At 71.0% G+C, this 23,716-nt stretch carries 21 protein-coding genes; 3 read left to right on the top strand and 18 right to left on the bottom strand.

Annotation, left to right across the window (positions count from 1 at the left end; translation table 11 throughout):
- Positions 1 to 53: 53 nt before the first annotated feature.
- Genes ACYVIP_RS07445 through nadD form a run of 5 tightly spaced genes read right to left on the bottom strand, consistent with a single transcriptional unit; the run spans position 54 to position 3,335 of the window.
- Complete coding sequence (locus ACYVIP_RS07445; protein WP_460393436.1) at positions 54 to 911, bottom strand: DegV family protein; 858 nt, start codon at positions 909 to 911, stop codon at positions 54 to 56.
- Between the two features lie 6 nt (positions 912 to 917).
- Complete coding sequence (octT, locus tag ACYVIP_RS07440; protein ID WP_460393434.1) at positions 918 to 1,661, bottom strand: diglucosylglycerate octanoyltransferase; 744 nt, start codon at positions 1,659 to 1,661, stop codon at positions 918 to 920.
- A 4-nt stretch (positions 1,662 to 1,665) separates the two neighbouring features.
- On the bottom strand, positions 1,666 to 2,280 hold the full coding sequence (locus ACYVIP_RS07435; protein WP_460393432.1) for a histidine phosphatase family protein: 615 nt from the start codon (positions 2,278 to 2,280) through the stop codon (positions 1,666 to 1,668).
- On the bottom strand, positions 2,277 to 2,678 hold the full coding sequence (rsfS, locus tag ACYVIP_RS07430; protein ID WP_460393430.1) for a ribosome silencing factor: 402 nt from the start codon (positions 2,676 to 2,678) through the stop codon (positions 2,277 to 2,279). Before rsfS ends, ACYVIP_RS07435 begins: the two co-directional genes overlap by 4 nt.
- A 60-nt stretch (positions 2,679 to 2,738) precedes the next feature.
- Complete coding sequence (nadD, locus tag ACYVIP_RS07425) at positions 2,739 to 3,335, bottom strand: nicotinate-nucleotide adenylyltransferase (RefSeq protein ID WP_460393428.1); 597 nt, start codon at positions 3,333 to 3,335, stop codon at positions 2,739 to 2,741.
- A 112-nt stretch (positions 3,336 to 3,447) separates the two neighbouring features.
- Between nadD and ACYVIP_RS07420 the strand changes: the two genes are divergently transcribed.
- Positions 3,448 to 5,556 (top strand): RecQ family ATP-dependent DNA helicase, encoded by a 2,109-nt coding sequence (locus ACYVIP_RS07420; RefSeq protein ID WP_460393426.1) that lies wholly within the window; start codon positions 3,448 to 3,450, stop codon positions 5,554 to 5,556.
- A 17-nt stretch (positions 5,557 to 5,573) separates the two neighbouring features.
- On the opposite strand, the gene ACYVIP_RS07415 is transcribed toward ACYVIP_RS07420, so the two are convergent.
- From ACYVIP_RS07415 to ACYVIP_RS07385, 7 genes are all read right to left on the bottom strand, one after another.
- Positions 5,574 to 5,912 carry a hypothetical protein gene (locus tag ACYVIP_RS07415; RefSeq protein ID WP_460393424.1) on the bottom strand — a complete coding sequence of 113 codons (339 nt, stop codon included), beginning with the start codon at positions 5,910 to 5,912 and terminating at the stop codon, positions 5,574 to 5,576.
- 137 nt (positions 5,913 to 6,049) lie between these two features.
- Positions 6,050 to 7,159, bottom strand: a complete 1,110-nt coding sequence (gene proB / locus ACYVIP_RS07410; protein ID WP_460393582.1) for a glutamate 5-kinase — start codon at positions 7,157 to 7,159, stop codon at positions 6,050 to 6,052.
- Between the two features lie 17 nt (positions 7,160 to 7,176).
- Positions 7,177 to 9,084, bottom strand: coding sequence for a GTPase ObgE (gene obgE, locus ACYVIP_RS07405; protein WP_460393422.1), 1,908 nt, complete (start codon positions 9,082 to 9,084; stop codon positions 7,177 to 7,179).
- 86 nt (positions 9,085 to 9,170) lie between these two features.
- Positions 9,171 to 9,428, bottom strand: coding sequence for a 50S ribosomal protein L27 (gene rpmA / locus ACYVIP_RS07400; protein ID WP_460393420.1), 258 nt, complete (start codon positions 9,426 to 9,428; stop codon positions 9,171 to 9,173).
- Between the two features lie 13 nt (positions 9,429 to 9,441).
- The gene (rplU, locus tag ACYVIP_RS07395) at positions 9,442 to 9,753 is read right to left on the bottom strand and encodes a 50S ribosomal protein L21 (RefSeq protein WP_460393418.1); all 312 of its coding nucleotides are present in this window, start codon (positions 9,751 to 9,753) and stop codon (positions 9,442 to 9,444) included.
- A gap of 189 nt (positions 9,754 to 9,942) precedes the next feature.
- A complete protein-coding gene (locus ACYVIP_RS07390; RefSeq protein ID WP_460393416.1) occupies positions 9,943 to 13,428 on the bottom strand; it encodes an Rne/Rng family ribonuclease in 3,486 nt (1,161 codons plus the stop codon).
- A gap of 252 nt (positions 13,429 to 13,680) precedes the next feature.
- On the bottom strand, positions 13,681 to 14,400 hold the full coding sequence (locus tag ACYVIP_RS07385; protein WP_460393414.1) for a TIGR03936 family radical SAM-associated protein: 720 nt from the start codon (positions 14,398 to 14,400) through the stop codon (positions 13,681 to 13,683).
- 262 nt (positions 14,401 to 14,662) lie between these two features.
- Between ACYVIP_RS07385 and ACYVIP_RS07380 the strand changes: the two genes are divergently transcribed.
- A complete protein-coding gene (locus ACYVIP_RS07380) occupies positions 14,663 to 16,114 on the top strand; it encodes a S8 family peptidase (RefSeq protein WP_460393580.1) in 1,452 nt (483 codons plus the stop codon).
- Position 16,115: 1 nt separating this feature from the next.
- Here the strand turns inward: ACYVIP_RS07380 and ACYVIP_RS07375 are convergent, their stop codons facing one another.
- From ACYVIP_RS07375 to ACYVIP_RS07360, 4 genes are read right to left on the bottom strand one after another with little or no spacing between them, the layout of a single operon-like run.
- Complete coding sequence (locus tag ACYVIP_RS07375) at positions 16,116 to 18,044, bottom strand: TIGR03960 family B12-binding radical SAM protein (protein WP_460393412.1); 1,929 nt, start codon at positions 18,042 to 18,044, stop codon at positions 16,116 to 16,118.
- 23 nt (positions 18,045 to 18,067) lie between these two features.
- Positions 18,068 to 18,907, bottom strand: coding sequence for an ABC transporter permease (locus ACYVIP_RS07370; RefSeq protein ID WP_460393410.1), 840 nt, complete (start codon positions 18,905 to 18,907; stop codon positions 18,068 to 18,070).
- On the bottom strand, positions 18,904 to 19,716 hold the full coding sequence (locus tag ACYVIP_RS07365) for an ABC transporter permease (RefSeq protein WP_460393408.1): 813 nt from the start codon (positions 19,714 to 19,716) through the stop codon (positions 18,904 to 18,906). Before ACYVIP_RS07365 ends, ACYVIP_RS07370 begins: the two co-directional genes overlap by 4 nt.
- A 41-nt stretch (positions 19,717 to 19,757) precedes the next feature.
- Positions 19,758 to 20,489, bottom strand: coding sequence for a TetR/AcrR family transcriptional regulator (locus ACYVIP_RS07360; RefSeq protein ID WP_460393406.1), 732 nt, complete (start codon positions 20,487 to 20,489; stop codon positions 19,758 to 19,760).
- A 47-nt stretch (positions 20,490 to 20,536) separates the two neighbouring features.
- Between ACYVIP_RS07360 and ACYVIP_RS07355 the strand changes: the two genes are divergently transcribed.
- On the top strand, positions 20,537 to 22,057 hold the full coding sequence (locus ACYVIP_RS07355) for an amidohydrolase family protein (RefSeq protein ID WP_460393404.1): 1,521 nt from the start codon (positions 20,537 to 20,539) through the stop codon (positions 22,055 to 22,057).
- A 97-nt stretch (positions 22,058 to 22,154) separates the two neighbouring features.
- Here ACYVIP_RS07355 and ACYVIP_RS07350 read toward each other — a convergent pair whose 3' ends face one another.
- Together ACYVIP_RS07350 and ndk are read right to left on the bottom strand one after the other, a co-directional pair.
- The gene (locus tag ACYVIP_RS07350) at positions 22,155 to 23,090 is read right to left on the bottom strand and encodes an ABC transporter ATP-binding protein (RefSeq protein ID WP_460393402.1); all 936 of its coding nucleotides are present in this window, start codon (positions 23,088 to 23,090) and stop codon (positions 22,155 to 22,157) included.
- A 149-nt stretch (positions 23,091 to 23,239) separates the two neighbouring features.
- Positions 23,240 to 23,647 (bottom strand): nucleoside-diphosphate kinase, encoded by a 408-nt coding sequence (gene ndk / locus ACYVIP_RS07345; RefSeq protein WP_460393400.1) that lies wholly within the window; start codon positions 23,645 to 23,647, stop codon positions 23,240 to 23,242.
- Between the last annotated feature and the right edge of the window lie 69 nt (positions 23,648 to 23,716).

Below are 23,716 nucleotides of genomic sequence, written 5' to 3'. Positions count from 1 at the left end.
ATTCGCCGGTCAGCCGGCGTCGATTGTCGGACCGGTGTGCAAGCCTGGAGGGTTCAGGGTTCGACCGGGCAGACCACAACCCCGAGCATGCCGGGCCCGGTGTGCGCACCGATGGCGGCGCCGAGTTCGGACACGACACAGCCCGAGGCCGGCGAGATCCGCTCGTCGAGCCGGGTGGCGAGTTCCACCGCCCGGTCGTGCGCGGCGAGATGGTGCACGGCGAGTTCGACCGCGCTCGCGCCGGTGACCACCGCGGCCCGCTCGGCGAGGTCGACCAGCCGCAACATCGCCCGATGGGTCGTGCGCACCTTCTCCAGCGGCTCGATCCGCCCCTCCGCCACGTGCAACACCGGCCGCACCGCGAGCGCCGTGCCGAGGAACGCCGCCGCCGGCCCGATCCGACCACCACGCCGCAGGTACTCGAGCGTCTCCACGACGAAGAACGTCGTGGTCCGAGCCGCCGCCGAGACCGCGACGTCCGCCACCTTCGCGCCGTCGGCCCCGTCGATCGCCGCGCCCGCCGCCCGCAGCACCGCGAACCCGAGCCCCATCACCGTGGTCCGCGAGTCGACCACCCGAACCAGGTCCTCGCCGACCTCCCGGGCGGCCAGCCGCGCCGACTCCCACGTGCCGGACAGCTCCCGGGACAGGTGCACGGAGACGATGCCGTCCGCACCGTCGTCGAGCAGCTTCCGGTAGACCTCGACGAACTCCTCCGGGTTGGGCCGCGAGGTCGTGACCCGGTGCCGCGCGGCGAGCGCCCGGGCGACCTCCGCCGGACCGATGTCCACACCGTCCAGACCGGACCGGCCGTCGATCAGCACATGCAGCGGCACGACATGCACCGCGTGCCTGGCGGCGAAACCGTCCGGCAGGTACGCACTGGAATCGGTGACCACGGCGAGCGGCACGGTCGGTCAGCCTACGTGGTGTTCGTCAGCCTTCCGCGCTACCAGCGGTGCGACCATGTCGGCCAGCGCGTCACCGGCCCGCGCGTGCGCCTCCCAGCCCCAGTGGATGCCATCGGGGTTGCCACGCCCGGTGAGCACGTGCTCACCGGTGAGCGCGCCGAGGTCGAGCAACGGCACACCGGCCCGCGCACCCCACGCCCTGATCTCGCGAACCGCCGCCGGCCGGCCGGTGTGTACCAGCCCGTGCGACGCGGACCGGTGCATCGGCGGCAGTACGCCGACCGCCGGTAGGTCGGGACGCAGCGCTCGGATCGAGCCCAGGATCTGGTCCAGGTAGCGGACGGTCAGTGCGGGCGGCAGCGCGACCGGTCGACCGCGCGTCACCCTGGCCAGCCAGGGTTGGGCGGCGAGATAACGCGCCCGGACGAACCGGCGCACGGGATCCGGACGCAGGTAGCGCAGGCCTTCACGCAGATACGTCGGCAACGGCGACGGCAGGGTGTCCATGCTGCCCACCGCGAGCACCAGCACGTCGGCCCTGGGCAGCATCGACCACACCCGAGGATCGCCGGCCAGCGCCCAGAACGCGTCGCGGGCGGTCCAGCCGAAGCCGGCGAACAGCTCGGTTCTGGCGCCCAGCGCGGCCGCCGCGAGGTTGGGCCACAACCGTTCGTCGTCAGCCGGACACGGTCCGTCCGGGCCGTGGAAGCTCAACGAGTCGCCGAACATCAACAAGGTTGGCGCGGGCATCGACTCAGCCGGTGATCCCCGCGTTGTACACGCGCAACCGCCAGGCCAAACCGCTGGTATCGCGTCTGGCCAGCACGATCCAGTGGCAGTTGCCGATGCCACCGAGCTTGGCCCAGGCGGCGATCGGCAGCTCGAGCAGGTGCCCGACGAGCGCGGCGATCATGCCGCCGTGCGCGCACAGGATGGCCGTCTCCTCGGTCGACTCGTCCAGGTCACCGACCACTTCGGCGGCGCGCGCGGCGACCTCGAGCCGGGACTCGCCACCGGGCGGGGTCCAGGTCGGGTCGGTCTGCCAGACCTGGCGGGCGCCGGGCCACTGCTCGTCGACCTCGACGCCGGTCATCCCCTGCCACAACCCGAGGTTGGTCTCCCGCAACCGCTTGTCCACCCGCAGCGGAACGCCGGTGACCTCGGTGAACGTGGTCGCCGTGTCCATCGCCCTGCGCAGGTCGGAGGTCACCACGATGTCCGGGGAGAACCGGGCGAGCACCGGGACCGCGAACCGCGCCTGATTGCGCCCGACATCGGTGAGCCGGGAGTCCAGATGCCCCTGCATCCGGCCGGTCGCGTTGTAGTCGGTCTCGCCATGCCGCCACATCACGAGCCGGCTCAGGGTCACGTCTGACCGCCCTCTACGCCACCGGAGTCGACCACCGCCTGCTCCGGGTCGAACTCGATGCGCGGGCAGTCCTTCCACAGCCGCTCCAGGCCGTAGAACGCCCGCTCCTCGGCGTGCTGGACATGCACCACGACGTCCACGAAGTCGAGCAGCACCCACCGGCCCTCGCGCGCGCCCTCGCGCCGGACCGGCTTCGTGCCGGCCTCGCGCATCTTCTCCTCGACGTTGTCGACGATCGCGCCCACCATCCGCTCGTTGGCCGCGGAGGCGATGACGAAACAGTCGGTGATCACCAGTTGCTCGGAGACATCGAGCGCGATCACGTCGCTGGCCTTCTTGTCGGCCGCGGCGTTGGCCGCGACCAGTGCCAACTCGCGTGCATGGTGCGTTGCGGCCACGTCACTCCTCGATCGTCGAGCCTGCTTTTACCAGACCATGAACATAAGAGCGTACCGGTGCTAGGAACCGCCGTGCCCGTACAGGTCACGCTTGGAGATGTACTGCACAACGCCGTCCGGCACCAGGTACCAGACGGGTTGCCCGGCGACCACCCGCGCGCGGCAGTCGGTCGACGAGATCGCCATCGCCGGAACGTCGACCAGGGTCACCGAACCGGTCGGCAGGTGGTCGTCGCCGAGGGTGTACCCGGGGCGGGTCACGCCGACGAAGTGGGCCAGCGCGAACAGCTCCGCCGCCTGGCGCCACGACAGGATCTGCTCAAGGGCGTCGGCGCCGGTGATGAAGAACAGGTCCGCGTCGGGGTGAGCGGCGTGCAGGTCACGCAGCGTGTCGATCGTGTACGTGATGCCGGTGCGGTCGATGTCAACCCGGCTCACCGAGAACCGGGGATTGGACGCGGTGGCGATGACGGTCATCAGGTACCGGTCCTCGGCCGCGCTGACCGCGCGGTGGGTCTTCTGCCACGGCTGCCCCGTCGGTACGAAGATCACCTCGTCCAGCTCGAACCTGGCCTGGACCTCACTGGCCGCGACGAGGTGTCCGTGGTGCACGGGGTCGAAGGTGCCGCCCATGATCCCGATCCGCCGACCTGACATGGATCAGAAACCTACCCTCTGACCTGCGACACCCGGAACTTTTCCGAGCGAATGGTCCATTCGCTCGGTCTTCTCCTGGCAGTTGTCGGTGTCATGCGCCAGTGTGGAGGACGTGGATCAGCAAGCCCTCCGAACATCAGCCGAAGAACGTCTCCGTGCCCTCGCCGGCGACGGGGCCTCCCTGCGCGAGGACCAGTGGACCGCCATCAAGGCACTGGTCATGGACCGCAGGCGGGCGCTCGTCGTACAGCGGACGGGCTGGGGCAAGTCCGCCGTCTACTTCGTCGCCACCGCGCTGTTAAGGCAGCTGGGCCACGGCCCGACGGTGATCGTGTCCCCACTGCTCGCCCTGATGCGCAACCAGATCGAGGCGGCGGGGCGGGCCGGGGTGCGCGCGGCGACGATCAACTCGGCCAACCTCGACCAGTGGCACGAGGTGCAGGACGACGTGCTCGCCGGGCGGATCGACGTGCTGCTGGTCAGCCCGGAGCGGCTCAACAACCCCGAGTTCCGCGACACCGTGCTGCCGGAGCTGACCGCGGCCGCCGGCATGCTCGTGGTGGACGAGGCGCACTGCATCTCGGACTGGGGCCACGACTTCCGCCCCGACTACCGCAGGCTGCGCACGCTTCTGGGCGAACTGCCGGCCGGGGTACCGGTACTGGCCACCACGGCCACCGCCAACGACCGGGTGGTCCGCGACGTCGCCGAACAACTCGACCTCGGCGCGCGGGACACGTTGGTGCTGCGCGGTGAGCTCGACCGGGAGAGCCTTCGCCTCGGGGTCCTGCGGCTGCCGACCGCGCAGGCCAGGTTCGCCTGGCTGGCCGAACACCTCGACCAACTACCCGGCTCGGGGATCATCTACGCGCTCACCGTCGCGGCGGCACAGGAGGTCGCGTCGTTCCTGCGTGACCGTGGGTACGCGGTGTCGGCCTATTCGGGCAAGACCGAGCCGGCCGAGCGCGAGCGCATCGAACAGGATCTGCTCGGCAACCGGATCAAGGCGGTGGCCGCGACCTCCGCGCTGGGCATGGGCTTCGACAAACCGGACCTCGGCTTCGTGATCCATCTCGGCGCGCCGCCGTCGCCGATCGCCTACTACCAGCAGATCGGTCGTGCCGGCCGGGGCGTTGACCGCGCCGAGGTGCTGATGCTGCCCGGCACGGAGGACCAGGACATCTGGGCCTACTTCGCGTCGCTGGCGTTCCCGGCCGAACGAGTGGTGCGCCGGGTGCTGGACGTGCTCGGCTCGGCCGACCGGCCGCTGTCCACCGCGGCGATCGAACCGGCGTGCGACCTGTCCCGCAGCCGGCTGGACATGGTGCTCAAGGTGCTGGATGTGGACGGCGCGGTGCGGCGGGTCAAGGGCGGCTGGCTCGCGACCGGACGCGGCTGGGACTACGACGAGGACCGCTACCTCGGCATCGCCGGCGCCCGGAAATCCGAACAACAGGCGATGCTGGAGTACCAGCGGACCGACCAGTGCCGGATGGAGTTCCTGCTACGCCAACTCGACGCGCCGCAGGCGGCGCCATGCGGGCGGTGCGACAACTGTGCCGGCGCCGGCTGGAGTGCCGAGGTGTCCGAGGCGCACGTGACCGCCGCGCGCCAACTCCTGGCGCGACCTGGTGTCGAGGTCGGTGCCCGTCGGATGTGGCCAAGCGGCATGGCCGCGCTCGATGTTCCACTTTCCGGAAAGGTGGGCGCCGGTGAGGGCGCCGAGCCGGGACGGGCGCTCGGCCGGCTCACCGACATCGGTTGGGGCAACCGTTTGCGCGACCTGTTCGGGCCGGCAGCCGCCCACGCCGACGATCCGGTGCCCGACGACCTGGTCGATGGATGCGTGCAGGTGCTGGCGTCCTGGGAGTGGGCCGCCCGTCCGGTCGCCGTCGTCACCATGGGTTCGGTCAGCCGACCCAAACTGGTGTCCAGCATCGGCGAGCGGATCTCGACCATCGGCCGGCTGCCGCTGCTGGGTGAGGTGAGCGTCGCGCCGGCGGACACCCGGCAGGCCAACAGCGCCCGCCGGCTGGCCCAGGTGTGGCGATCACTCCATGTCGGACCCGAGCTGGGTGCGCGGTTAGCCGAGGTGGACGGTCCGGTCCTGCTCGTCGACGACCGTGTGGACACGGGTTGGACCATGACCGTGGCGGCCAAACTCCTGCGCGACGCCGGTGCCCCGGCGGTGCTCCCGTTCGCCCTGGCCACCACGACCTGACTGTCCACCGTACGGATTCAGTCACTGCCCAGATCGCTGAACAGCGTGCGCTTGAAAGGAGGGACAGCCGAGAACACCCGCGACATCGTCCTGAACGCGGACCGCCCGACCTGGTTGGTGGAGACCGTCTGCTCAGCGGTGCGCAACGACGATCGGCCCGCCGTGAACCCGTAGTCGATCATCTTGGTCTCGTAGTCGCGGATCCCGGCTACGAGGTCCAGCTCGCCTCGGTCGGCGGCGATCAGGTTGCGCGCCAACAGTTGTGCGTCGCGCAGGGTGGTGTTGGCGCCGATGCCGCGGAACGGGATCAGCTGTGCATCGCGTCGCCGAGCACGGTGATGTTCGTTGTCTGCCACTGTTCGATCGGCACGGAGGTACGAATCGGTAGCAGTGACACGGTTTGCTCGAGGTGTCGTGGCGACCATGGCGCGTAGTGCCGAGTGCCACTTCGGCGGTCAGCCGGCCGACCAGCGGCCGGGCCGAGTGGCGGAGATCAGTGGCGGAGTGGGACCAGGTCGTCGGCGTGGACGATCTCGCGGCGGTGTTCGGGGGCGAGGTCGTTGGTCTTGCGGCCGATGAGGGTCGGCAGTTCGGCGGCGTCGTAGGCGACCACGCCTCTCGCCACCGTGTGGGCGTGCGCGTCGGTCAACTCGACGACGTCACCGGCCTCGAAGTCACCGTCCACGGCGGTGATGCCGGCGGCGAGCAGTGAGCGACGCCGATCCACCACCGCGGCCACGGCGCCATCGTCCAGGTGCAGCCTGCCCTTGGGGTTGGCCGCGTACGCGAGCCAGAACCGTCTCGGTGTCAGGCGGCGTGGACTGGCGGCGAACGCGGTGCCCACATCGGCGGTGTCCAGGGCGCGGGCGGCATCGGTCGCGGCGGCGATCAGGACGGGTACGCCGGCGGTCGAGGCCAACCGGGCCGACGCGAGCTTGGACGCCATGCCGCCGGTGCCGAGGTCGGTGATCGGCTCGTCGGCGCGGACGTGCTCCACGTCGGCCTCGCCGGCCACCTCGTCGATGCGGTGGGCGCCGCCGTGGCGAGGGTCACCGTCGTACAGACCATCCACATCGGAAAGGAGGACCAGGGCGTCCGCACCGACCAGGTAGGCGACCAGGGCGGCCAGTCGATCGTTGTCGCCGAACCGGATCTCCTCGGTGGCCACGGTGTCGTTCTCGTTCACCACGGGCACGACGTCCAGGGCCAGAAGGCGGGACAGGGTGCGCTGCGCGTTGCGGTAGTGGGCCCGTCGCACCACGTCGTCCGAGGTGAGGAGGACCTGGCCGACCCGTAGTTGGTAGCGGGCGAACGACGACACGTAGGCATGGCCGAGCACCAGTTGGCCGACGCTGGCCGACGCCTGCTGGGTGGCCAGGTCGCGTGGGCGGCGGCCCAGACCCAGCGGTGCCAAGCCCGACGCGATCGCACCGGACGAGACCAGGACGATCTGACCGCCGGCGGCCCGACGGGTGGCCAGGGCATCCACCAACGCGTCCAGCCGTGCCGGGTCCAGACCACCCGCCGCGGTGGTCAGGGACGATGACCCGACCTTGACCACCACCCGCTTGGCGGCGGCGATACGCGACCGGGTGTCGGACACGACCGCGCCGGTATCGGTCACCGCTGCTCCGACGTGCGGTCTCCGGACTCCTCGGTCGGGTCGGTGGCCGCCGGGGTGTGGACGGACCGCGAGGTCGCGCTGGCGCGACCAGCCTGTGGTTCGGCGTCGCGGCCGGTGGCCGAGGCGGTGTCGAAGTCGGGGCCGGAGTCGGCACCGGCACCGGCACCGGCACCGATATCGGATTCGGCATCGGAGCCGAGGTCGGAGTCGACACTCGAGTCGGTGTCGGGCTCGACTCCGGAGTCGGCGTCGGGTGTCGAGTCGGGGTCCGGATCGTGCGCGGGTGCGCGGTCGGTGTCCGCGGCGATGTCGAGGTTGTCCTCGCCGACGAGGTTGTCTTCGCCGACGTTGTCGCCACCGAGGTCGTCGCCGTCGAGGTTGTCGTCGTCGTCGAGGTCGTCGTCGAGGTCGTCGTCGGTGTCTTCGTCGAAGGCCGTGTCGGGGGCGGCGGGGGTGCTGGCCGCGTCGGGGAAGCCGGGGGTTGCCATGCCGCGCCGTGCGCGTTTGGCTGCCTTGCGTTCCGCCGCGCCCACTCGGTCGTTGCGGTCCAGTCGTGGGTCCTCGCCGCGCTCGTACAGCAGGATGTTCGCGCCGGCGGGGGTCGACGGCTCCCAGTCGAACGTGACGTCGCCGATGGTCACCGGGCAGCCCGGCTTGGCGCCTAGCCCGGCCAGCGTCTGCTCGACGCCCAAGCGGGCCAGCCGGTCCGCCAGATAGCCCACGGCCTCGTTGTTGTCGAACGCCGTCTGGCGCACCCAGCGTTCGGGCCGATCGCCGCGCACGATGAAACCGCCCGGCTCCTCCGGGTCCGCCACCACCGTGAACCCGGCGTCGTCGACGGCCTGGGGGCGGAGCACGATCCGGCTCGCCTCCATCGACGGGCGGCTCGCCCGGTCCTCGGCCACGATCTTGGCCAGGGCGAACGACAGGTCGCGCAGTCCCTCGTGGCTGGCGGTCGACACGCTGAACACCGGGAGCCCTCGGGCCTCCAGTTCGGGGGTGATCATCTCCGCCAGCTCGCGCGCGTCCGGCACGTCGATCTTGTTGAGCACGACGACACGTGGACGGTTGGCGAGGCTGCCGCCCAACGCGGGCGTGTACCTGGCCAACTCCGCCTCGAGCGCGTCCACATCGGACACCGGGTCGCGGTCGGTCTCGTAGGTCGCGCAGTCGACGACGTGCACCAGCACGGCACACCGCTCGATGTGCCGCAGGAAGTCCAGGCCCAGCCCCTTGCCCTGGCTGGCTCCGGGGATCAGGCCGGGAACGTCGGCGATCGTGTACGTCGCGTCGCCCGCGGTGACCACGCCCAGGTTGGGTACCAGCGTGGTGAACGGGTAGTCGGCGATCTTCGGCCGCGCCGAGGACAGCACCGAGATCAGCGACGACTTGCCGGCCGACGGGAACCCGACCAGGCCGACATCGGCCACCGACCGTAGCTCCAGCACCAGGTCACGGGAATCACCCGGCTCGCCGAGCAGCGCGAAGCCGGGCGCCTTACGGGCCTTGGACGCGAGCGAGGCGTTGCCCAGCCCGCCACGCCCACCTCTGGCGGCGACGAACCGCGTCCCGTTGCCGATCAGGTCGGCGAGCACCTCGCCGTCCTCGGTGAGCACGACCGTGCCGTCCGGCACCCGCAGCTCTAGCGTCTCGCCGGCGGCGCCGTCGCGGTCGCTGCCCTGACCCTGCTTGCCGTGGGTCGCCCTGGCGTGTGGGCGGAAGTGGAAGTCGAGCAGGGTGTGCACGCCGGACTCGACGATGAGCACGACATCGCCGCCGTTGCCGCCGTTGCCACCGTCAGGGCCACCGAGCGGCTTGAACTTCTCGCGGTGCACCGAGGCGCACCCGTTGCCGCCGCTGCCCGCGGAGACATGGATGACCACGCGGTCGACGAATCGAGACACTGAGAACCTTCCAAAGAATGCAAACGAGGGGCGGGCCCGCTATCGCCGGCCCGCCCCTCTTGGGGTATTGCTCCAGTCGTCGGGCGTCAGCCCTCGACCGGGACGATGTTCACGGTCTTTCGACCGCGCTTCTCGCCGAACTGGACCGCACCCGCGGACAGCGCGAACAGCGTGTCGTCGCCGCCACGGCCGACGTTGACGCCGGGGTGGAACTTGGTGCCTCGCTGGCGGATCAGGATCTCGCCAGCGTTGACCACCTGGCCGCCGAACCGCTTCACGCCGAGACGCTGAGCGTTCGAGTCGCGCCCGTTGCGGGAGCTGGACGCACCCTTCTTGTGTGCCATTGCTGTTCAGCTCCTACTTGGTCTTGATGCCGGTGACCTCGACGCGGGTCAGCTTCTGCCGGTGACCCTGACGCTTGTGGTAGCCAGTCTTGTTCTTGAACTTGTGGATGCGGATCTTCGGGCCCTTGGTCTGCTCGACGACCTTGCCGGTCACCGACACGTTCGCCAGCTTGGCGGCGTCGATGGTGACCTCCTCGCCGTCGACGACGAGCAGCGCGGGGAACGTGAACTCGGCACCGGGCTCACCGTCGAGCTTCTCGACCTCGACGATGTCGCCGACGGCGACCTTGTACTGCTTGCCGCCGGTCTTGACAATCGCGTACATCGGGACGGAACTCTCCTGCTGCTCGATGTTTCTCGACTAGGGCTACGCGGTCGGCTCCTGTGGTGGCTTTCGCCGAGCCATACGCCAGTCCCGCGCACGAGTCGACCCACCCAAACGGTGGGCCGACCCACAGATTACGTGGCTGCCAAAACGCGGGTCGAACCGGGGTCGACCAACGGACGTTCCAGGTCAGCCATCGTGCGTCGCGTTCACTGGCGGCCCGGCGGGACGGGACGCGCCACGGCGAACCGGGCGCCGTGCCGGCGGTGTGACCGTTGGCACATCCGCCGCCTCGGACGGCGACGACGTGTGGTCGGCCTCGGCTTCCTGTGCGTGCCCGTTGGCCTGCTCGTGCGACCCGTTGCGCGCACCCGGCGCGGACAGCGCCGAGGACGTGTCCAGGTCACCGTGGGTGCGCTCCGGCGCGTCACCGACGACGGTCGACGAGTCGATGACCGTGGAGGCCCCCGGCTCCCCTGCCGGAACCGTCTGCGTCACGCCAGGGGCGACGCCGGCCTGCTCGGCGGTGACGCTCGGCGGCGCGGTGCTGCGCCGAGAGCGACGACGTGTCCGGCTCGGCTGCTGGTCGGCCGACAACGGTGCGTCGTCGTCACCAGGAGTGCCGTCCGCCGAGTCGGCGGACGATCCGACCGAGTTCGCGGAAGGCGCGAAAGCGACATCGATCCCTGGCGTGTCGCCGGTACGCGCGCCATCCGACTGACCGGCGGTCGCGAACGCCGCGTCACCATCAGCCGACCCGGCGCGACCACCCGACGAACCCGCACCCGCGAACTCGCCACGGCGACCAGCCGACCCGGACTCCGCACCAGACGAACCAGCAGCCCTGGACTCGGCGCCAGCCGAGGAACCAGCACCGGAGAACCGGGCATCGCCGCGCGGCGACTCAGACTCAGCACCGGACGAACCAACGCCGGAGAACCGGCCGTCACCGCGCGCCGAACCAGACTCAGCGCCAACCGAACCAGCGCCCGAGGACCTGGCATCACCGCGCGCCGAACCAGACTCGGCGCCTGACGAGCCAGCGCCACGCGAGGAATCGGCGGCACCGCTGGGACCAGCGGACCTGGACCCCGACCGAGACGACCGGGACCCACCGGACCGAGACCCCGAGTCAACAGCCACCGACGGCTCCGCCGACGCCACCGCCACCTCGGGCTCCGGCTCTCCATCGACGCCGTTGGTCTTCGTCGTCGCGGCGGCGATGTCGCGGACGGCCTTGGCGGCCTCCTTCGCGGCCGAGTCCTTGGTCTCCTTGGCGGCCGTGTCCTTCTGGCCGTCCTTCTGGCCATCCTTATGGCCGTCGTCGCCCCGGTTGCCCCGGTTGCGGCGACCGCCGCCGGCCGAACCGCCGCCGTGACCGTTGCCACCGCCACCGCCGGACTTGCCGACCGGGTCGATGGAGATCAACACCCCACGGCCCTTGCAGTGCTCACAGGTCGTGCCGAACGCCTCCAGCAGGCCGGTGCCCACCCGCTTCCTGGTCATCTGGACCAGCCCGAGCGAGGTCACCTCGGCCACCTGGTGCCGGGTCCGGTCCCGGCCGAGACACTCCGTCAACCGCCTCAGCACCAGGTCGCGGTTGGACTCGAGCACCATGTCGATGAAGTCGATCACGATGATGCCGCCGATGTCGCGCAGCCTCAGCTGGCGCACGATCTCCTCGGCCGACTCGAGGTTGTTCCTGGTCACCGTCTCCTCGAGGTTGCCACCGGACCCGGTGAACTTGCCTGTGTTGACGTCGATGACCGTCATCGCCTCGGTGCGGTCGATCACCAGGTAACCGCCCGACGGCAACCACACCTTGCGGTCCAGCGCCTTCAGCAACTGCTCGTCGATGCGGTACTCGGCGAAGACGTCGTTCGGCCCGACGTGCTTGCGCACCCGGTCGGCCAGTTCCGGCGCGACGTGCCGGACATACGAGTCCACCGTCTCCCACGCACCGGCACCCTCGATCACCAGCGCGGAGAAGTCCTCGGTGAACAGGTCGCGCACGACCTTCACCAGCAGGTCTGGCTCCTCGTAGACGAGCGCGGGCGAGTTCGCCCGCCGCGCGCCGTTCGCGCCCTTGGTCTTGTCCTGGATCACCTGCCACTGCGCCTGCAGCCGCCGCACGTCCCGGGCCAGCTCCTCTTCGCTGATGCCCTCCGACGCCGTGCGGATGATCACGCCGGCGTCCTCGGGCACGACCCGCTTCAGCACGTCCTTCAGCCGGCGCCGCTCGTTCTCCGGCAGCTTCCTGGAGATCCCCGTCGCCCCGCCGCCCGGCACGTACACCAGGAACCGGCCCGGCAGCGAGATCTGCGTGGTCAGCCGCGCGCCCTTGTGCCCGACCGGGTCCTTGGTGACCTGCACCAGCACACTGTCACCGGTCGAGAGCGCCTGCTCGATCTTGCGCGCCTTGCCCTCGAGCCCGGCGGCGTCCCAGTCGACCTCGCCGGCGTACAGGACCGCGTTGCGCCCCCGGCCGATGTCGACGAACGCGGCCTCCATCGACGGCAACACGTTCTGCACTCGGCCCAGATAGACGTTGCCGACCAGCGAACCGCTGCCCGATGACGTCACGAAGTGCTCGACCAGCACCCCGTCCTCGAGCACGCCGATCTGGATCCGGTCCCCGCGCTCCCGCACGACCATCGCGCGGTCGACGGCCTCGCGCCGGGCCAGGAACTCCGCCTCGGACAGGATCGGCGCCCGCCGGCGACCGGCCTCCCGGCCGTCCCGCCTGCGCTGCCGCTTGGCCTCCAGCCGGGTCGACCCCCGCACGCTGCGGACCTCGTCGCGGCCGTCGGAGTCGCCGCCGCCGCCCTTGTCCTTGTCGTCGCGCGCCTCGCGCACGTGCACGACCGTGTTCGGCGGGTCGTCCTCGGTCGGGCCGCCCTCGTCGTCCGTGCCGCCCTTGCGCCTCCTGCGCCGGCGCCGGCGCCGGCTCGCGGCGTCGGACTCGTCGCCGTCCGGCTGGTCGTCCTCGGCGCTGTCGGCCTCTGGCTCCTCGGCCTTGGGCTTGCTCCGGCGCTTGCTCTCCGGCTTGTCCGACTTCTCCGGCTTGTCCGGCTTCTCCTGGGCCACCGGCTCGTCGTCGGCGGTGTCCTCGCCGTCATCCTGGCCGCCCTTGCCCCGGCCGCGACCACGGCGTCCCCGCCGCCTACGCGGCCGCGAGTCGTCGTTCTCGTCGTCGTCCTGGCTGTCCTCGACGGTCTCGTCCTCGTCGACCTCGTCGACCGGCTCCGGCTTGCGGACCGGTGGCGCCGGCGGTGCGGCGGCGGCCGCCGCAGGTCGGGCAGCCGGCGGTTCCGGTGGCAGGAACAGCGGCGACGCTGAGGCGAACACCGGGGTCGGCGGCACCCGGCGCACCGGCTCGGCCGGCGCTTCCGCCGGCTCGGGCTCAGCGGTGGAGGTGTCCTCCGCCACAGGCTGCTCGATCAGCCCGAACGTCTCGGCGACCCGCAGTGCGGTGTCCCGGTCGATGCTCGACTGCGGGCTGCGCCCGTCGCCCCCGAGGTCGGTGACCGCCGCGAGCACGTCGCGGCTGCTGCGCCCGAGCAGCTTGGCCAGCGCGTGCACGCGAATCCGTGCCGGCAGGTCCGCCAACGCGGCGGAGATGGATGTGGTCGTATCCCCGCCGGCGTCGCCGGCAGGTGTCGTCGTATCCGACATGTAGCTCCTTCGCCCCCGGGCGCGTCCGTGAGCCGTCGGTGTCTCAGCACCGTCGCTCCTGGACGCGGCCGCACAGGGACCTCGTCGTCCGGCCTCACCGTGCTCCAACGGTGAGGCGTTGGTCAGTTCCGCCGCTCCGCGGCGGGAATCCTCGCCTGTAGCCATGGGGCCGCCGAGCAAGCTCGCCGGCCGATCACGGCAGGTCTGTCACTACGTCACGCCGAGCCGGCTCCCCGAGCGTCGGGCTGGATGTCAGCCCTGGGTTACAGCCCTGTCCTGGGCCAACGGGTCCGCCAGACCTCCGCCGTCGTCGAGCCGACCCTGGGCCATCCGGGTCGCCTTCGCGGGCACCGGCGGTTCCAGATCAGCGACGACTCGAAGCGCACTCAACACGTCGTCCGGTCGAACGGCAGGACTTGTCTGCCGCACGACCACCTCGAGTATCCCACACGTGACGTCGGGGGGTGGTGAGTCGGATACGACTGTGGCGGTGACAATCGCCGCACGTGCGTCAATCGTGCGCATTCCCTGCTTGGTCAGCCGCTCGACCTCGACCACCGGTTCGGCCAGCATCCTGGCCACCGCCGCCGCCAGTTCCCCGGCCGGCACCCCGGGCAGCTCGATCCGCCACCGGCCCGCCTCGACCCGGTCGGCCAGCGCCGTGGCGCCCGGGTTCGCCACGACCACCTCGAGCACGTCCAGGCCGGCCGGCATGGCCTCGTCGAGCATGGCCACCAGGCGTGCCGGCTCGACCTCGGTGACCAGCTGGATCTCGACGTACTCCGCCTCGCTGGCCACCCCGGTCGGCGCGGCGCCGATCCAGGAGATCTTCGGATGCGGGTTGAACCCCTGGGAGTAGGCCATGGGCACGTGCGCCCGCCGGAGCGCTCGCTCGAACGCGCGTGCGATATCACGATGGGACGTGAACCGCAACCGCCCACGTTTGGCGTACCGCAGCCGTAGGCGCTGCACCGCCGCGGCCGATGGATTCGGTCGATCCTGCCTGGTCAGCGTTACTCCTTCTGGTGGGATCTGCCTACTCCGGTGGTGCCCACCGGTGCCTGCTGGCACGGTACCCCCAGGTCGAATTCGACCGATGAGCTTGTCTGGCTGTCACCCGAGTGGTTACCGTCCGGGCATTGGACAGCCGGAGCCCCCGACCGGCCGCCCCAACCACTGGAGGTCACCTGTGCCTCTGCTGCGCCGAATTACGGTGGCAGCGGTAAGCGCCGTGATGCTCGCGACGTACCTGGTCACGACCGGTGTCGTGGCCGGCGCGCAACCACTCGGCAAGCCGCCAGCGTGCTCGACCTCCCTGCCCGACCTGCGCTACCTCGTGCTGTTCGACGGCGGCACGGCGCGCACGGGCGCGGCCGGCGAGATCACCGCCGCGTGCGGGACGCTGACCGGCTACTACCCCGAGATCGCGGTCGCGGTCGCCACCTCGCCCGACCCCGAGTTCGACGAGCGGCTCGGCCACGACCGGGCGTTCAGCGCGCAGCGGGTGGTCGACGCCCAGCAGGGACCGCGCAAGGACGACGGCACCGACAGCACCCAGGCACTGGTCACCACCCACCCCGCCGCGGTGTCCACGGTGGACCGTTCGGACGAACAGTGGGACATGGACCTCGTCGGCGCCCCCGAGGCCCGGCGGACCAACCCGGGCAGCAAGGACGTCGTGGTCGGCGTGCTTGACTCCGGTGTGGACCCCGGGCACCCCGACCTGCGCAAAGCGCTCGCACCGTCGCTTTCGGCCGGTTGTCTGTCCGGGGTGCCGGACACCGCGCCCGACGCCTGGGTGCCGACCGCGTCCGCGCACGGCACGCATGTCGCCGGCACGATCGCGGCCGCCGACGACGCGCGCGGCACCACGGGCGTCGCCCCCGGCGTGCGGGTCGCGGCGGTCAAGGTGGTCGACGACGAGGGCTTCATCTTCCCCGAGTACGCGGTGTGCGGGCTGATGTGGGCCAGCGCCAACGGGATGGCGGTCACCAACAACAGCTACTTCGTCGACCCGTGGCTGCTGACCTGCAACCGGGACAGTGAGCGGGTGGTGTTCGAGGCGGTCCGGCGCGCGGTGGACCACGCGACCACCCACGGCGTGCTGACCGTCGCCGCGGCCACCAACGAGGCGACCGACCTCGCCGACCCGACCGGCCGCACCGAGGGCGCGCGCACGATGGACGCGAGCTGCAAGGTGCTGCCCGCCGGCCTGCGTGGCGTGGTGGCGGTGTCGGCCGTCGGCCCGGACGAGGTCAAGTCCAGCTACAGCTCCTACGGGCTCGGGGTGATCGACGTGGCCGCGCCCGGCGGTGAGCCGAAGCCGGCCGCCACCAAGCCCGAGGGTGAGCAGGCCGACAGCTGCGTGCTGTCGACCGTGCCCGGCGGCTACGACCGGTACTGCGGCACGTCGATGGCCACCCCGCACGTGTCGGGGGTGGCCGCGCTGCTGGCCAGCGAGCATCCGGAGGCCTCGCCGCAGAAACTGACCCAGCTGCTGACCGAGCAGGCCGACGCCATCCCCTGCCCGGCCGACTACGACCTGGACGACACCGGCGCGCAGGACGCCTACTGCGAGGGCTACGCGCCCTACAACGGCTTCTACGGCCACGGCCTGGTCGACGCGACGGCCGCGGTCGCGCCGGACAACGCGCTGCGCGACGCGCTGCGGCTGCCCGGCCGCTGAGCTATCCGCCCTGGGTCACCGGGGTCAACGGCAGCAGCGTGCGGCCGGTCGGGCCGACCTCGATGTCGGTGCCCATGGCCGGGCAGACGCCGCAGTCGAAGCACGGGGTCCAGCGGCAGTCCTCCAACTCCCGCTCGTCCAGTGCGTCCTGCCAGTCCTCCCACAGCCAGTCCTTGTCCAGGCCGGAGTCCAGGTGGTCCCAGGGCAGCACCTCGTCCTCGGTGCGCTCACGGGTGGTGAACCACGCCAGGTCCACGCCGAGTGGCGGCAGTTCCTCGGCGGCGGCGTCGACCCAGCGGTCGTAGGAGAAGTGCTCGCTCCAGCCGTCGAACCGGCCGCCGTTGCGCCACACCCGCTCGATGACCCGCCCGACGCGACGGTCGCCCCGGGACAGCAGGCCTTCGATCAGGCTCGGTTTGCCGTCGTGGTAGCGCATGCCGATGTTGCGCCCGAGGTTGCGGTCGGAGTTCACCGCGGCGCGCAGCTTGCGCAGCCGGTCGTCCACGGTGTCCGGGTCGCACTGGGCGGCCCACTGGAACGGCGTGTGCGGCTTGGGCACGAACCCGCCGATCGACACCGTGCAGCGGATGTCCTTGCGGCCGCTGGCGGCCCGGCCCGCGCGGATGACCTCCTTGGCCATCGCGGCGATCTGCAGCACGTCGTCGTCGGTCTCGGTCGGCAGCCCGCACATGAAGTACAGCTTGACCTGCCGCCAGCCGTTGGCGAAGGCGGCGCTGACCGTCCGGATCAGGTCCTCCTCGGACACCATCTTGTTGATCACCCGGCGGATCCGCTCGCTGCCGCCCTCCGGCGCGAACGTCAGCCCGGAGCGGCGGCCGCCGCGCGACAGCTCGTTGGCCAGGTCGATGTTGAACGCGTCGACCCTGGTCGATGGCAGCGACAGGCCGGTGTTGGTGCCCTCGTAGCGGTCGGCGAGGCCACGGGTGATCTCGCCGATCTCGGAGTGGTCCGCGCTGGACAGCGACAGCAGCCCGACCTCCTCGAAGCCGGTGGCGTCCAGGCCGCGCTTGACCATCTCGCCGACGCCCTCGATGGACCGCTCGCGCACCGGGCGGGTGATCATGCCGGCCTGGCAGAACCGGCAGCCCCGGGTGCAGCCGCGGAAGATCTCCACGCTCATCCGCTCGTGCACGCTCTCCGCGAGCGGCACCAGCGGCTGCTTCGGGTAGGGCCACGCGTCGAGGTCCATGGTGGTGCGCTTGGCGACCCGCTCGGGCACTCGCGCCCGGTTGGGCCGCACGTGCGCGAGGCCGCCGTCGTCGAGGTAGCCGACGTCGTAGAAGCGCGGCACGTACACCGCGCCGGTCTCCGCGAGACGGGTCAGGATCTCGTCCCGGCCGCCGGGTGAGCCCGCGTTCTTCCACGTGCGCACCAGGTCGGTGATCTCCAGCACCGCCTCCTCGCCGTCGCCGAGCACGGCGGCGTCGACGAAGTCGGCGATCGGCTCCGGGTTGAACGCGGCGTGCCCGCCGGCGAGCACGATCGGGTGCTCGTCGGTGCGGTCGGCGGCGTGCAGCGGGATGCCGGCGAGGTCGAGGGCGGAGAGCAGGTTGGTGTAGCCGAGCTCGGTGGCGAAGCTGACGCCGAGCAGGTCGAACGCGGCGACCGGGCGGTGCGCGTCGACGGTGAACTGCGGCACGCCGTGTTCGCGCATCAGCTTCTCGAGGTCCGGCCAGACCGCGTAGGTGCGCTCGGCCAGCACGTCGGGCTGCTCGTTGAGCACCTCGTAGAGGATCATGACGCCCTGGTTGGGCAGCCCGACCTCATAGGCGTCCGGGTACATCAGTGCCCAGCGGACGGTGGTGGCGTCCCAGTCCTTGACGGTCGAGTTGAGCTCCCCGCCGACGTATTGGACCGGCTTGGACACCCTGGGCAGCAACGGCTCGAGCCGAGGAAAGACGGACTCCATAATGCGCCAAGCCTAGCTCCCGATCAACGCAGCAGCAGGGTGCCCAGCCTGCGGGCGGCGACGGTCACGCCCAGTGCCGCCATCACCACGAAGTACGCCAGGTGACCCAGCACCGACAGGTCGACGAACCCGCTGGTCAGCGCCCGCATGATCTCGATCGCGTGGTAGAGCGGCAGGCACTGCACGCCGATCTGCACCGGCTCCGGGTAGACGCTGAGCGGGAAGAACGTGGTGGAGAACAGGAACATCGGCATCAGCGCGAGCTGCACCAGGTCGAAGTCCTGCCAGGACCGCATGTAGGTGGTCGCCGCCATGCCGATCGCGGCGAAGGCGAACGCGATGAACAGCGCCGCCGGCAGGGCGAGTAGCGCCCACGGCGAGGCGATCAGCCCCATGCCCAGCATCACCGCGAGGAACCCGAGCGCGTACAGCCCGCCACGCAGCAGCGCCCACCCGATCTCGCCGACCGCGATGTCCACCGGGCCGAGCGGGGTGGCCAGCATCGCGTCGTAGAGCTTGGCGTACTTGAACTTGAAGAAGATGTTGAACGTGGCGTCGTAGACCGCGCCGTTCATGGCCGAGGCGGCCAGCAGCGCGGGGGCGACGTAGGCGACGTAGCTCATCGGCTCGCCGGTCGGCCCGACCACCTCGCCGACCAGCTTGCCGAACCCGACGCCCATGGCGAACAGGTAGAACAGCGGCTCGCAGAACCCGGACACGATCACCAGCCACGATCGCCGGTTGGCCAGCAGCGCGCGTTCGACCAGGACTCGAGCGCGGCCGGCGTACAGGCCGGGCGGCAGGACGCGCAGCAGCAGTCCGCCGGGGCGCGCGGGCGCCTGCCTCTCCAGGGTGCCGGTCATGCGCTCAACCGCCGTCGGTAGTTGCGGGCCGCGAGCGCGGCGCCGCCGAGGAACATGGCCACCAGGAACGCGACGTGGCCGAGCGTGGGTAACCACTCCAGCGTGCCGAAGGCGGCGTCGCGGCCGACCTCGGTGCCGTGCCAGACCGGGGTGATCCAGGCGATCGGCCGCAGCCAGGCCGGCAGCTGCTCGACCGGGAAGAACGCGCCGGCGAACAACGTCATCGGCATCACCACGAACCGGAACAGGGCGTTGAACTGCTGGCCCTCGGACTCGACGGTGGCCGAGAAGGCGGCGATCGGGCCGGCCATGGCCATCCCGGTGAGTACCGCGACCAGCAGCGTCACCAGCACGCCGGGCCCGGTGAGCGTGCCGAGCACGGCGGCCACCACGAGGTAGGCCGCGCCGGAGCTGGTCAGGCGGATCGCGACCCAGGTGAGGTGCCCGCCGAGGATCTGTGCCGGGCTGACCGGCGACGCCGCGATGGCCAGGTAGGTCCGCTGCCACTTGAACCCGGACAGGATCGGGTAGGTGCACTCGAACGCGGCGATCTGCGCGGCGGTGGCCACCAGCAGCGCGGGGGCCAGGTAGACGACGTAGCGCAGGCCATCGGTCGCCTCGCTCGGCTGGACCTGGGAGCCGAGGCCGAAGCCGAGCGCCAGCAGGAACAGCACCGGCTGCACGACACTGGACACGACCGTTGACCGCCAGTTGCGGCGGTACCAGGTCCACATGGCCTCGACCACGATCAGTGCGGCACGCACCGGACCGAGGACCCGACCTGCGCCGATCGGCGCGACTTCGACCACCCCAGCAGACTAGATCCCGACCCTGACATCGCCGCGGCGTGCTACCAGGACTTCTTGAACTGCTTGGACTCACGTGTCCGGTCCGCGATGAGCGGCTCGATGCCGTCAAGGATGCGGGCCAGGCCGAAGTCCATGGCGTTGTCCATGGCGTTGTCCGGCATGGTGTTGTCGGCGATGGCGGCGGTGAGTGCCGGGTAGTGACTCTCCCGCCCGGTCAGGAGATCGGCGATGGTCGCGCCGAGCTGCCGCTCGCTGTGGCTCGGGTGCGTCGCCTGGGCGAGGGTTTGCTGCGCCAGGTTGCGTATGTGCCCGCTCACCACGAACACCGCGTCGAGTTGCTCTCTGCCGGTGAGGCCTGTCCCGGCGATGGCGGCTACCGCGGCCTCCGTCCAGCCCAGTTCGTTCGGGCCGAGCGGGCGGGGGCCCATGGTGACCTGCAGCAGCCACGGGTGGCGCTCGTAGCGTGACCACAGCCGGTGGGCCCACTCGGTCAGTCGCGCCCGCCAACCGCCCACCAGGTCGGCCGGTGGGTCACCGAGTGCTGTGTCGATCATGACGGCGACGAGTTCTGCCTTGCCGGGGAAGTACCGGTACAGCGCCATCTTCGTGAAGGCCAGCTCGGTGGCGACCCGCTGCATGGCGACCGCCGCGAGGCCCTCCTCGTCGGCGATGGCGATGGCGGTCTCCGCGATCCGCCGCGTGCTCAGCGCCGGTTTGGGACCGCGCGTCGGCCGGTCGGCCGGCCCCCACAACAACTCGACGATCCGTGCCACCCGCAGCTCCTTGACTCAAAACTGCGTCCAGCATAAAACTGTGTCCCATGGACACAATAAAGTTGGCCCACCACTCACGGCGGCGCGTGCTGGGAGTCGCCGGCCTGGCAGCGGTTGGCGGGGTAGCCGGCCTCGGCTGGTCGGCCCTGGCCGCCGGGCGCGACGAGCCGGTCCTCGCGCTCACCCACGTCACCGTCATCGACATGACCGGTGCCCCGCCGCGCCCGGACCAGACCGTGCTCGTCGCCGGTGAGCGGATCACCGCGCTCGGCCACTCGGTGCCGGTCCCGAGGCACGCGCGAGTCGTGGACCTCTCCGGGAAGTACCTCATTCCCGGGCTGTGCGACATGCACGTCCACTCGGTCCACCCCGAGGGAGTGCTGCCGCAGCTGTATGTCGCCATGGGTATCACCACGGTCCGCGAGATGACCGAGTTCCCGTGGGTGCGCGACTGGCGCGACCGGGTGACCGCGGGCACGCTGCTCGGTCCCCGCTGGATCCTCGGCAGCCGGATCCTCGACGGCAGCCCGTCGATCTGGACCGGCAACGAACTCGGCGTACACCTCGAGGTCACCACTCCCGCGCAGGCTCGTACCGCGGTGCGCCAGGCCAAACGAGAAGGGGCTGACTTCGTCAAGGTCTACAGCCGGCTGGACCGCGACAGCCTGCTCGCCATCGCCGGCGAGGCGGACCGGCAGGGCATACCCTTCGCCGGACACGCCGCCGACGCGGTTCCGCTGCTCGACGCCGCCCAGGCGGGCCAGCGCAGCGTCGAACACTTCTTCCCGGCGCTGCTCGGCGCGTCCAGCCAGGAGGCGATGGTCCGCCGGCTGCTCGCCGACATCCGGCTCACCGGCACCGGCGACGGGTCAAGGGAATGGTTCCGCGCGATCCACCCGATCGACTGGCTGGCCACCACCACCCACGACGCCCACCGCGCCGCCGACGTCTACGCCCAACTCGGTGCTACCCGGACCGCGATCACCCCCACCCTGCTCGTCCACCACGTCACCGACCGGCCGGAGCAGGTCAACATCGACCCCGACCGGCTCCGCTACCTGCCGCCAGGCACGCTGGAGAATTGGCGGACACAGCTGGCGGCGACCTTCACCGCCGGCCGGACACCGGAGGACGTCGCCCAGCACCGCGTGGTCCTCGAACACCGGCTGCGCATGCTCGGCGACCTACACGCCGCCGGCGTACCGGTCCTGGCCGGCACGGACGCGGCCGGCATCCCGTTCGGCTACCCCGGATTCGGCCTGCATGACGAACTGGCCCTACTCGTACGCGCCGGGCTCTCACCGATGGCGGCGCTGCAAGCGGCCACCCGCGAGCCAGCCAAGTTCGTCGGCCAAGCGGACGCGCTCGGCACCATCCGCCCCGGCCACCTTGCCGACCTCGTGGTGCTCGACGCCAACCCCCTCACCGACATCCACAACACCCTGCGGATCCACTCCGTGCTCGCCGGCGGCCGGTACCTCGATCCCGCGGCCCGGCAGCGCCTGCTCGCCGACATCGAGGCCGCCGCCCGTGCCGCACCCGTCACCCCAACCGCAGGCTGCTGCTAGCCCAGCGCCCACGTCGCACCGGCCGCGACGCCCTGAATGGGGCATTGGCGACGTTCAACGTCCCGAATGAGGCATTCAGGGCAGTTGACTCGGCCCGCTAGTCCACCAGGGTGCGGCCGGTGAGGCGGAGGAACACGTCCTCCAGCGAGCTGCGCCGGACCAGGCTGGAGATCGGGTCGATGCCCCTGGCGTGCACGGCGGCCAGCGCCGACTCACCGTCGGTGGCGTAGAGCAGCACCCGGTCGGGCAGCACCTCGACCCGCTCGGCGAGGCCGTCCAGCCGTGCCTCGAGGCCCTCGGCGTCGTCGGTCGGGGGAAAGCGCAGCTCGACGACCTCGCGGGTGGCGTACTTGGCGATCAGCGCGGCCGGGCTGCCCTCGGCGACGATCAGGCCGCCGTCCATCACCACGAGCCGGTCGCACAGCTGCTCGGCCTCGTCCATGTAGTGGGTGGTGATGATGAGCGTGACGCCGTTCTGCTTGAGCCGGAACAGCCGGTCCCACAGCAGGTGGCGGGCCTGCGGGTCCAGGCCGGTGGTCGGCTCGTCGAGCAGCAGCAGCTCCGGGTCGTTGATCAGCGACCGGGCGATGGTCAGCCGCCGTTTCATGCCGCCGGACAGCGGCTCGACCTCGTCGTCGGCGCGCTCGGTGAGCTGGGCGAAGTCGAGCAGCTCGGTGGCCCTGTCCCGCAGGTGTGCCTTGGACAGGCCGAAGAAGCGGCCGTAGACGTGCAGGTTCTGCCGGACGGTCAGCTCGGTGTCGAGGTTGTCCTGCTGGGGCACCACGCCGAGCCGGGCGCGGATCCGGGGACCGTCCCGGTCCGGGTCCAGGCCGAGAACCCGCAGCTCACCGCCGGTTCGCGGGGACACGCAGCCCACCATCCGCATGGTGGAGGACTTGCCGGCGCCGTTGGGCCCGAGGAACCCGAACGCCTCCCCCCGGCGCACGTCGACGTCGATCCCGCGCACGGCGGCGAACTCGCCGAAGTGCTTGACCAGGCCCCGGGCGTGGACCAGTGATCCGTTGTCATCCACGTGCGCAGACTAGGTCCACGGGTCGTGGGTGAACACGCCGGTGTCGGCGAAGTCCGTGCGGTCATTGCTGGCGGGGAGGCGGGTATCCGCGCGGGTGCGAACCGGGAACCGGACGCACCCGCCGGCGGATCAACCGGGAAAAACGTTCCTCACACGCCGGGGAACCACAGGTCGATCTCCCGCTTGGCCGACTCCGGGGAGTCCGAGCCGTGCACGATGTTGAACTGCACCTCGACCGCGAAGTCGCCCCGGATGCTGCCGGTGGCCGACTTCACCGGGTCGGTCGCGCCGGCCAGTTGGCGGAACGCGTCGATCGCGCGCTCGCCCTCGACGACCATGGCCACCAGCGGCCCGCCGGTGATGAACTCCAGCAGCGACTCGTAGAACGGCTTGCTCGCGTGCTCGGCGTAGTGCGCCTCGGCCACCGAGCGCTCGGCGTTCTTCAGCTCCAACGCCACCAGGCGCAGGCCCTTGCGCTCGATCCGGGAGACGACCTCGCCGACCAGCCCACGCTGTACACCGTCCGGCTTCACCAGGACCAACGTCCGCTCGCTCACGACTCTCCTTTGTTAACACGGGAAGTTTGTGGCCGCAGCCTAGCGTCCCACCCGGGGACGACTACGGTG

The organism is Actinophytocola sediminis, from assembly GCF_054779715.1.
This window is presented reverse-complemented; position numbering and strand designations above follow the sequence as displayed.